Origin of the sequence: Hallella colorans (assembly GCF_003096815.1) — a bacterium.
GTDB classification, from domain to species: domain Bacteria; phylum Bacteroidota; class Bacteroidia; order Bacteroidales; family Bacteroidaceae; genus Prevotella; species Prevotella colorans.
Genome location: NZ_QENY01000002.1, coordinates 209,049 through 220,798 on the forward strand (window position 1 = coordinate 209,049; position 11,750 = coordinate 220,798).

The window sequence follows — 11,750 nt, forward strand, 5'->3', positions numbered from 1 at the left end:
GCGTATGCAGTGGTGCAACAACAAACATCGTTCACCAAGCAACAATTACACTTAAAAAATAACCATCTCCTCATGGAGATATAGAAACAAAAAATATGGAACATACCAAATGCTTAATCATAGGCAGTGGCCCTGCAGGCTATACGGCCGCACTCTACGCAGGCCGCGCCAATCTTGAGCCAATCTTATATTGTGGCTTGCAAACTGGTGGCCAACTCACCACAACCACCATCGTGGAAAACTTCCCCGGCTATCCAGAGGGTGTTGATGCCAACGAAATGATGATGCAATTACGCCAACAAGCAGAGCGGTTTGGCGCAGATATACGCGACGGCGTGATTACCGAAGTGAATTTTGACATCAAACCCTATATAGTGACAACCGACCGAGGCGACCAAGTAGAAGCAGATACCATCATCATTGCCACGGGCTCTTCTGCCAAATACCTCGGTCTTCCAGACGAAGAAAAATACAAAGGACAGGGGGTTAGCGCATGCGCCACATGCGATGGCTTTTTCTATCGCAAGAAAGTGGTGGCAGTTGTGGGCGGTGGCGACACCGCATGCGAGGAGGCCAATTACCTCGCCGGGCTATGCAGCAAGGTATACATGATTGTGCGCAAGGACCACCTCAGGGCTTCGGACATCATGAAGAAGCGCGTCGAGGATAACCCAAAAATTGAAATCCTTTTCGAGACTAACACCGTGGGGCTATACGGTGAAAACGGCGTTGAAGGAGCTCACGTGGTTTTCCGTAAAGGCAAAGATGACGAAAAGAGATACGACTTACCCATAGATGGTTTCTTCCTTGCCATTGGTCATACGCCCAACACAGATATTTTCAAAGGCAAATTGGACATGGACAATGTGGGATATATCAAGGTTGACGGTAGCAGCACACGCACAAATGTGGAAGGAGTGTTTGCGGCAGGCGACTGCGCCGACCCTGTTTACAGGCAGGCCGTGGTGGCAGCAGGTTCGGGTTGCAAAGCTGCGCTTGAGGCTGAGAGATACATCGGCCGTTAGGCAAACTTCTTGGTTGAGACACATATATCACATTACCCCCACCATTCTTTCAAGATCGCGTGGGGGTATTTTGTAATTATCTAATATTATCCACCTTTATGTGGTATAGCGTGAGCATTCGATATTTGCCGATTTTACACTACAAATAGCCCTTTATATGTTTGGAAGCATATAAGGGCTAATTGTTATTAAAAACAGGCAACAATACTTAAAATCGAAAAAAACATTGAAGAAGAAACTGACAAGAGCAGTCATGATCTCCGTACGGCTCATCCGTCTCTTACGCATTCGGTGCTTGACGCTATAGTGTTTCCATATATCCCATTTTTGATATCCAACGTAAAAATCCTTATTAAAAGTCATCCGCAATACAAAAGTCTCTGAATTTTCATGAGCTTGCAAAAAAAGTCTTTGATTGCCATCTCTCTTATATTTGTAACTTTCTGATTATTATATATAAAAATGTAATATAACGAGATTGCCATTTTTTTTCATCACTTTTATTCCCGAACTCAGGTGAAGGGTGTTTAACAAGCGGACAATCCGAACGGTTAAAATGTCAGGATTATAGTATTAACCTAAAGCCCGCAACCTGTTGCGTTCTCTTTATTTAATAGAAAGGACATAGTATAAGGGCACATTTACAAATACCTATTAATAGGTATTGCAACAGAATGTTATAATCTATATTTTTGCAAATAATATTTTATCTAACATATTCAAACACTTAAAAATATCTTAAAATGAAAAGTTATTTGTGGATGTTCGTAGCTGCACTTTCCTTTATTACGCTATTTTCATGTTCAGAAGATGAACAAGATCAACTGTGTGCGCTATCCATACAAATTGAAGGCGTAAATGAGGCTTCTATGTACACTAAGTTTCAGGTTAAAATGACCGAACAAAAATCGGGAGCAATGACTACGGCTACCGTCAATGACAAGGGGATTGCCACAGCAACGGTGCCACAGGGTACATACAAAATAATAGCCGAAGATGCGGAGAATGGTGTTTGCACCATGTATGGCGCCATAGACAATTATACGCTTAGCCAAAAGAACGCCGAACTGAAACTTGTCGTTAAACCAATTTTTGAGACTTTAGACAAGACCTTTGTCTTGGATGAGCTGTTTTTCAACTGTTCCTCAAACGATGGGGCATACGATCGTAATTATTATGAAGAATATCTCACCATTAAGAACATCAGTGACCAACCATTATACGCAGACGGTTTAAGTATCGCGATTGCTGCAGACCCTAATGATTCAGAAGCGGGAGAAATGACTGAATACCTCAAAAAGGACAAAATTGTCATCAGTCAGCTTTACACAATTCCTGGCAAAGGGCGTGAGCACATCGTGCAACCCGGCCAAAGTATAGTCATTGCGCACTCGGCCGTAGACCATAGCGAAGGTGGAAAGAAAGCAAAAGCGCGTAATTTGACAGGAGCCAACTTCGAGATTTTTGTTCCCCACCAATATGCCACGACGGTTGACAATCCAGAGGTAGACAACATGATTGTAAACTTCTCCACGTTCCAAGCCTTTCAATGGGGATATGGAGGAGGTATCTCCATTATGCTTGTAAAAACAAAAGAAGACCCTACTCAATATTGCAATGCAAACAAGGTGGCAATGAACAACCCAAATGCTTATATGACAAAAAAGCAAGACTATGTTATCCTTCCGACCAATACTATCATCGATGGTGTTGAGATTGGCGCCAAAGGGTCGCTCGTTCACAAAGCTCTACCAAACAACATTGATCGCGGTGCCGTGTTGATTGACGACACGCCGGGCATGATGGGCGGCTTCAAAGGTCTGTTCGTACAACGTAAAACGGCCAAGAAAGGTTATCTGCAAGATACCAACAACAGCACTGACGACTTTGTTGTTATAGCCAATGGGCAGAAAAACTATATCAAAAAATAGACATCTGATTGAGCGTGCAACCCTTTATCAGCTGCACTAAACGACGACACTAAGGGACATTACACATGCGACTTAGTGTCGTTTTCATATATTGTTTCTAATCTTTATGCGTTACAAATTGTTTCTCACCCTTGTGTCTCTGTTAAGCCTCGCATCTGTTTCGCTCGCTCAAAACATCCTACAAGGCAAAATATACGATACCAAGACCAAGCAACCAGTGAGTTTTGCCAGCGTCTACGCTATAGATATTGGCAAGGGTGTTATGGCCGACGTACAGGGGAAATATGTCTTTCGCCATGCTTTTAGCGGTGATTACCGACTCAGAATTTCATGCATGGGCTACGCCACGCAAGAGATAAGCGTCAAGGCAGGCACCGCATCCTTGGATGTCGCGATGGTCGAACAGAGTGTCACGCTCCGCGACTTTACTGTCACCGCTAAATATAACAGCAAAATCGGGAGCGAGGCCACAATCAATCAAGAAGCCTTGGAATACATACAACCCACGTCTTTAAATGATATTTTTGTATTGTTACCAGGTGGAAAGATGGGCAGCAACAACATTCAAAACAACACACTTATCAGCTCTCGGCAGGTGGGTACAGACCTTGCCACTGCCTTTGGAATGGGCGTCTCTATCAATGGAGTGCCCATACAAAATGATGGCATGCGTATGCAACTGAGCGGACTGACAGGGACATCTATGGCTGACCCTAACGGCAATGTGACTGCCAACACCGGTATAGACCTGCGAACCATATCCACAGACCATATCGAACGCATCACAGTAACACGAGGAATATCGTCGGCCAAAGAAGGCAACCTTAGCTCTGGAGCTATCAAAATAGATTTGAAGCAAGGTAAAAGCCCATTAAGGATAAGAGCTAAGTTTGACCCTTTAAATAAACTGGCATATGCTGGCAAGGGCTTTTTGTTGTCGGAACAGTTGGGAACGCTATATATTGGCGCAGATATTGTGCAGTCTGCCGCAGATATAGCCGACACGCGCGGAGCATACAACCGCGTCACAACACAACTCAATTATAACAACAAACGTCAGTGGTGGGGCAAAGCCGTAGACTTAAACATGCGCGGAAGCTGGGTGACATCATTCAACAATAACAAGACAGATGCATTGATTAAGGCTTACCAGGAGAAATATAACACTTTATACCAACGCCTTGACTTCTCTGCCAAACTGAAGATGGCTCTTGAACTACCTTGGATTGACTATCTCGAACTGGTGACGTCGGCCGACTATACCAACAACAAATTGGAACATCACAAGCATGTTGTCAACCATTCTGTCACTCCCATGCCACAGTCCTATGGCGAAGGTGAGCACGACGGAATCTTCCTGCCATCCACCTACGACACATATTACGAAATTATCAATCGTCCCATCAACACATTCGCACAACTTTGCGGACAAAAATTTGGTCAGTGGAGCAAACACCTAAACTACAACCTGTTACTCGGATCCTCTCTGAATTATACCAAAAACTTAGGAGACGGAACGATTATGAACCCTCAACGTCCTCCATTTCCGACAAGCAGCTTCATACGTCCGCGCAAGAATAGCGACATCCCCGCATTGGTCAATCAGGCCGCGTTCGCGGAAATGACTTTGCGTTTCCATGCACGACGCAACGAGGTTAACATGCGCATAGGCGTTAGAGAGGCCATGATGCTCAATCTCCCACAACATTATGACCTGCACGGCAAACCGTTGTTAGAGCCTCGTATACAATTGGCTTATACCATAACAGGATCTCATCACATGCAAAACACGTTTCGCATAGGATATGGAGTTGAAAACAAACTGCCCTCCGCCGACTATCTGTATCCTGATAAGGTATACCATGATTTGATGGTTATGAACGCCTACTTCAACGACGAGAGTAAGCGACGGCTCATACTTGACACGCATATAGCCGACCCTTCCAATCCGCATCTGCATGAAAACAAAAACAAAAAGTGGGAAATAGGCTACGACTTTTCTTGTCATGGATGGAAAATAAACCTGTCGGCGTTTCATGAAGAGATGAACGATGGCATCGAATACTTCACGCAATACGAGCCAGTGACATACACCTATTATTATCAATTGAAACATCCCGTTAGCACAAAACCCTCGCGCAAAGACTTCCTCTCTCGGACCATGCACTCTTTTGTATCTAACCGAATGCCCAAAAACAGTGCGAAAGTTATCAAAAAAGGATTGGAATACCGAATACACATTCCCACTCTAACCGCGATAAAGTCAGACATAGAGGTCAACGGCGCTTACTATCATACCATCTATACCGACGGTATTCCTGTCATGTATTGGCCGGGCACTATCCAGAATGACAAGCCCTATCCCTACGTGGGGCTGTACGATGGATTTGAGAAGAAATATGCATCAAGCCTCAATACCAACATGTGGATTAACACAAGATTACCCCAATGGAAACTCATCTTTACCAATTTTATACAGACCGTATGGTTCACTAAAAGCAGATTAGGCAAGGATGTCGATATATATCCGGCAAATTACCTCGATTGTGATGGTGTCATTCATCGTTTTCGCTATGAAGAATTGGAACGAAATCCAATACTACAATCGCTCAAACGTGAATTTACAGGTGCTCGGTACAACGAAAACAAGGCTCCCGTCTCACTTCTATGGAATATAAAATTGACAAAGGAGATGGGACGCTCGTTCAAACTTTCGTTCTTCGCCAACAATATTATACAGATTAATCCTAAATATGTCAATGCATATTATCAAACGACGAGAAGCTGGCACAAACCATTCTTTGGCGCAGAACTCACGGTCAACGTTTTTTAAACACATGAGAATACCTATTTACATTATCGGCTTGTTGCTATCCATTAGTGTTCAAAATATTTTCGCGCAGAACAACTTAACCTATCTGTTGAGTGGAGACAGGTTGGCAAGATCCCCCTATGTTGAGCCAACGCCATTTCATAATACTGACATTGAGAACTGCGCTGTACATCTTATGCGTGAGAATGCCGCGCTCTTTCATTTCATGCAATCGCTCAACGATAGCAGCACTTACTTCAAAAGTCGCCGTCGCGATAATGTCAACATACTCAAATCAAGCATTAACCATGTCAATACGTCGGGAAAATATCTGTCGTACAATGGATGCAAACTCTTTGATGGAGACATAGCCGCATCAGGAACATACCGCACCAATCATGGTACCATTTTCGGAAACGCGACTTACATATATCGTGGCAAAGACGGTGTGACATATAATTATGCCACCCAACCAGAACTTTACAACCCCTATTTTGTAGGTGACACTCTATCCAAGGGATGGCTGCGCCAAGAAATTTATTATCTTAAAGGTGGCTATGGCTTCCGATTGGGCAGGCTCTACTATGGCATCGACGCTCTATACGAAGGCAGTGCGCAGTCACGCCCGGACAACCCCAAACAGTCAAATTACTCCTATTGGTTAACATTGGGACTAAACATGGCATACGTTCACCGACAAAATCTTTACGCCATAAAAGTAACGCCCGAGCTAAACAGGCAGTCCATATCGGCCAACACGGTGTCAGACGGCATACGTTTTTTCCAGTTTTATGGATTTGGGCAATGGCATCGTCAGGAGAGCAAAGGCACGTTGGCATACGGAAGGACACAAAAAATAGAAGGGGTTACAACCGAAATGCTCTGGCAAAGAGACGGGAAAACTAAAAGCAAATGGGCCGTTGCCACCCATCTGTCATACAATTACCGCCACGCCTGCACCGAGGAAACTTCGTTCAAAAACCTATTCGAACTTCACACCCACAGGTTCAGCCAACAAGTAGTACTGGACAGGCGGTTCGAAAGCTCATCCCTGCACATACAATTGACAGGCAATGAGAATGTCAAAAAAGGCGTGGAAAATATCTACGAAAATCAAATACAAAATAAAGAGCAATACATTTATGACGCGAAAAAAGTGGGAAGCGGACAGCTATACAAAGCCCGGAGCCAGTCTGTAGACCTACGTGCCAAGTACATTCTGCCTTTGTCCATAAAGCATCAGGTATACATGATGGCGGCAGCCAACTATTATGGTTACCAAGAGAGTTACGTTTCGCCAAGAATGAAGATAACCAATCACTCCTTTTCTCCATCGCTTGGCACCGGCTATGCCATGAGTAACACTAAAAATAGTCTTGTGGCAGACTTTCTTCTCGACATGCGGCAAGGAATAAAAAATTATTATTCGGTGCCCATTCCTTTCGACAAGTTTGTCGATGCTCATGCTTACACGCCCTATTTGCTGCGTGGAGAGAACGCTCAACGTTTATCGATGCGTATGGGCTATGCCCGAAACCTAAAAGGAAGGCAATGGTTCGGTATCGAAACAACCTTGTCCTACATGCGCTCTGACTATCGGAAAATAACAGCAATGCACTGCAGTTTGTTCTATTTCTTCTAATTTTTATACTTGTCACATGTTCTCAAACAGCATAACATACAGCTTTCATGTTGCCCAACAGTTATTGGCAGCAACAGCCATTATTGCCTTTACGGCATGCACCGACACGATAACTACCACCGATCTGACACGTCAAACGGAATCGCACGACGTCTCTATCATACCCAACAGATTAAATATCAAGCTAAAGGCATGTGTCATACAGCAAATAGATAACTCAAGAAACACGTTGTCTACACCAACGGGAAGTGACTTGCTGGATAAATATTTACATGATGTCGGTGCCAATAAAATAGAGCGTATCTTTCCCTTTGCCGGCAAGGATGAGCATAGGCAACGAGCCGCCTCACTCAACACATGGTACTCCATGGCCATGGACAGCACCAAAGCGTGTGGAACGAGGGCTGCCACCCAACATCAATTAGAATCTATCGCAGACTATACCGAGCCCGCTTACCATGCTGTTTTGGAAAACTCTGAATACATACCAGGCGATGACAACTCGCAGACACAAGCAAGCGAGGACACATATTTTAACGACCCCTTGTACGACAAACAGTGGAACCTACATAACAATGGCAATATAGGGAACTATACTGACGCTACGGGAAAGCGCATCATAAGCAGTATTGCGCATGCCGACATCAATGCCGAAGCGGCTTGGCGGCAAACAACCGGTGATCCGTCAGTGGTCGTTGCCGTCGTGGATGGCGGCATAGACATTCACCATGAAGATTTGCAAGAAAGCATTTGGATCAACAAAAATGAAATACCAGACAATGGCATTGACGATGACAACAATGGATATGTGGACGATGTGTACGGCTATAACTTTACGGAAGATAACGCACTCATCACTCCTACTCGCCACGCCACGCATGTCGCGGGGATTATCGCCGCTCGCAACAACAACGCCAAAGGTATCAGCAGTATAGCAGGAGGAAACGGCAATCCCAACACGGGGGTTAGATTGATGTGCTGCCAGATATTCAGAAACAATCCCAATTATAACCCTTCTGACAAACACTCCTCGGAAACCATCGGCACGGGAGACCGCAACCGCGAGGCGGCGGCGATCGTATATGGTGCCAATAACGGAGCGATAATTAGCCAAAACTCATGGGGATACGATCTTATCATGAAACAAACGCCACAAGTTATTAAAGATGCCATCCATTATTTTAACACCTATGCAGGTGGCAACAAGACCGACAAAGCATTGATGCAAGGTGGATTGGTGGTATTTGCCGCCGGCAACGATGCCACATCCGCCCCCAGCATGCCTTCGGCGGAATCGTCCGTGGTGTCGGTATCATCTTTCAACCCCGACTTCAGCGCGTCTTGGTACACCAACTATGGTTCGTGGACCGACATCTCGGCACCAGGTGGTTCAAAACCGGTAAATGGGCTTTATCCGTTGCAGGATGGCCAGCCCACGTCTGCCATATTGAGCACCGTACCCGCCACCACGGCTCATCCCAACGGCGAATATGCCTATATGCAAGGCACGTCAATGGCCACACCACACGTATCGGCCATCGCAGCGCTAATAGTTTCCAAATACGGCAACGCGCGTTTCACCGCCAAACAACTTAGGGAAAGACTTCTGACAGGTGTTCGCCCAATAGATTACAACAAGTATTTAACCGAGACATATCGCAACTCCATGGGCAGTGGCTATGCCGACGCACTCGTGGCACTGGCTGATTACGACCACGAGACGACCCCCACCGCACCTTTCTTTCTTGTCAATCAGGCCAAACCGGACTATGGCAAGATAAGGATGGCGTGGACATCAAAAAACAATGGGGCTGATGGCTCATTACAAAAATATGTGCTCTACTGTTCCAAAAATCCCATTACAACAGCCAATTACACCAACAAGGATGTTCAAGTGTACAACATTCCTGCTCAATTTGCCAAAGAAAACCAAGCGATTCAATATACCGTCACGCATCTGGATAACAACACAAAATATTATTTTGGCATATTGGCAGAGGCAAGGAATGGACACCAATCATCTTTGACCGTATTGCCAAACAGCATTGCGACACTCAACAACACACCTCCACAAATTACGCCTGACACCGAGAGCGAGCGCATAACGTTAGCCGGCAATGACACCAGGGATATCACGCTGCGCATCGAAGACCATGAAAACCATAAATGGACCGTGGCTTTCAGCACTGTCGACAAATTGCGTATCGTACACACTAAATCCGGGGTGAACATACACATTGAGGCCAAACAATACATGCCTGGCGTTTATCCAGTCACGGTTAGCGCAAGAGACGAGCTTGGAGCCAAGAGTTCCTATCGGTTTATTATAGAGGTGGTGGCGGACAAAATCCCCTCCATGAAAACCCAAGCGCGGAAAATACGATTGCGGCTGGGGGAGCGCCGACAAATTGATTTGCGCGAAATAACGGACGATGAAGACGTGAACTCAGTCCGGTACGACCTGATAAACAATGAAGACCAAGGAACAGATATCTCCATCAAAGATGGCCGTATGAACGTGGTGGGCTCCACGTGGGGACAGCGACAAATACACATAAAAGCCACAGACAAGCACGGTCAGAGCGGCACGATGACCTTCGACGTGTTTGTATATCGGAATGAAGGTATATACAGTTTGTTTCCCACGATAACCTCCGGAATGTTATACCTCAAGGTGGGAGATACCATTGATGGGCATGTAAAGTGGCAAATAAGGAACGTGGCGGGCAAACTGGTTAAAGCAAACGCTTTTGACACCTCCTCATTAGATGCCGACAAACGCACCTATACAATGAACGTATCAAGTCTCACGGTAGGCCAATACACGCTCTACATAACCTGCCAAGGAAAGACCTATCAAGAAATGTTCGTTAAAAGATAACTCAATGAATAAATATCTCCTGATCATAATCGGATGCCTCGTTTCATGCCACGCGATGGCGCAAGGCCGCCCCTTTCCCATCGTGGATTTACCCTCGTCAGCCAACTCCCTTGCCATGGGCGGAACTACGACCCTGCGAGAAGGCGGTTGCTACCCCTACACACAGCCATGCAATATTTTCATGACGAATGACACGACCATAAGCGCCGACTACCAATTGGGCTATATCGACAACGCCGAGTATGTTAACAACTATATATGGCACACGCTTACAGTAACGTGGCGGCGTGAAAAACAGGCAATAGGCGTAGGAATGCGATACCTTGACATGGGAAAACTAAAACAAAATGTGGACAAGAACATGAAACAAATGCCCCCAAACAGCAAATGCATGTATAGCGTCTCATTCGACATGGGATATGCCTTGCAATTCAACAGTAATTTGTCCATATATGTCACAGGGGCGCTGATGAGTGAAAAGACACTGATGACCACCAATGGCTGTGCGCTGAACGCGGGTGCGGCCTACTCCACGCATTGGCACAGCATGGCAAGTTCCGTCGCCTTGGGAATTCGGAACGTTGGCTTTTACAGTTATCAAAACACAACCAAAATGCTTACGCCACTCGTATATGCAGGCGGAAACATTTCTTTACCCACATGGAGCGACCAAAAACTTACCATCGCCGCAGAAGGAGGATACTATAGGGGCAACGGACGCGTCAAGAACAGTGGCACTCTCTCAATAGGCACAGCCTACTGCGTATGGCGTTATCTCAGCCTACAAATGGGAGCGCATTGGGGAGACGAAGACAACTATGTGGCATACGGATTAAACGCAAGATTTGGGAAAATGACGATCGAAACTTCTATGAAAACACCCATAACAGCCAACGTTGGCAAAATGTACATGGCTGGGGTTGGGCTGATTTTTTAAAAAACAACACCCTAAACTCGGCTCAGCTGATATTTAATGGGGAAGCTAAAAGCTCGGCAGGTATTTACTTTGGGGGGACGCCGCAGATCCCTACGATTGCGGTAACCAGTAACCGCAAACAGGGTAAAAACAGGAAGGCATGATGTAGGCTAAAAGTTCATGCGTGTAAACTTCTACCGAGCCCATACGTTTCTTGTATCCGGTGCGGCTGTCTTCATTCATTCTTCGCTCCCCATTCCTCACTTCTTGTTCTTTATTTTATAAAATATAATTACTGTTTTTTTGATCATTGTTTTCGAGTCATCCAGAGAAAAAAGAAACGCCATACTTTTTCTACCAAGTCCTAAACTCTCGATGCCACCACCTTTGCCAGAAAAAATGATATCAAAAAAGCCCTCAGGACATAAAATCCTGAGGGCTTCGTTGAAAAAAGGCGGCTACCTACTCTCCCGCATTGCATTGCAGTACCATCGGCGCAAGCGGGCTTAACTTCTCTGTTCGGAATGGGAAGAGGTGGGACCC

General features: G+C 45.4%; 6 protein-coding genes and 1 rRNA gene. 6 read left to right on the forward strand and 1 reads right to left on the reverse strand.

What is annotated here, in order from left to right; all coding sequences use genetic code 11:
* Positions 1 to 95: 95 nt before the first annotated feature.
* The 6 genes from trxB to C7379_RS01875 all read left to right on the forward strand — a co-directional run bounded on the left by trxB (position 96) and on the right by C7379_RS01875 (position 11,228).
* A complete protein-coding gene (gene trxB, locus C7379_RS01845; RefSeq protein ID WP_116615733.1) occupies positions 96 to 1,025 on the forward strand; it encodes a thioredoxin-disulfide reductase in 930 nt (309 codons plus the stop codon).
* 869 nt (positions 1,026 to 1,894) lie between these two features.
* Entirely contained in the window at positions 1,895 to 2,956 is a 1,062-nt protein-coding gene (locus C7379_RS01855; RefSeq protein ID WP_207773383.1) for a DUF4876 domain-containing protein, read from the forward strand.
* Positions 2,957 to 3,062: 106 nt separating this feature from the next.
* Positions 3,063 to 5,789 (forward strand): TonB-dependent receptor, encoded by a 2,727-nt coding sequence (locus C7379_RS01860; RefSeq protein WP_116615736.1) that lies wholly within the window; start codon positions 3,063 to 3,065, stop codon positions 5,787 to 5,789.
* 4 nt (positions 5,790 to 5,793) lie between these two features.
* The gene (locus C7379_RS01865) at positions 5,794 to 7,410 is read left to right on the forward strand and encodes a DUF6850 family outer membrane beta-barrel protein (RefSeq protein WP_133241854.1); all 1,617 of its coding nucleotides are present in this window, start codon (positions 5,794 to 5,796) and stop codon (positions 7,408 to 7,410) included.
* A 16-nt stretch (positions 7,411 to 7,426) separates the two neighbouring features.
* A complete protein-coding gene (locus C7379_RS01870) occupies positions 7,427 to 10,291 on the forward strand; it encodes a S8 family serine peptidase (RefSeq protein WP_116615738.1) in 2,865 nt (954 codons plus the stop codon).
* 4 nt (positions 10,292 to 10,295) lie between these two features.
* Positions 10,296 to 11,228 carry a PorV/PorQ family protein gene (locus C7379_RS01875; RefSeq protein ID WP_133241855.1) on the forward strand — a complete coding sequence of 311 codons (933 nt, stop codon included), beginning with the start codon at positions 10,296 to 10,298 and terminating at the stop codon, positions 11,226 to 11,228.
* 428 nt (positions 11,229 to 11,656) lie between these two features.
* On the opposite strand, the gene rrf is transcribed toward C7379_RS01875, so the two are convergent.
* Positions 11,657 to 11,750: ribosomal RNA gene (rrf, locus tag C7379_RS01880) — 5S ribosomal RNA — on the reverse strand; the annotation flags it as partial.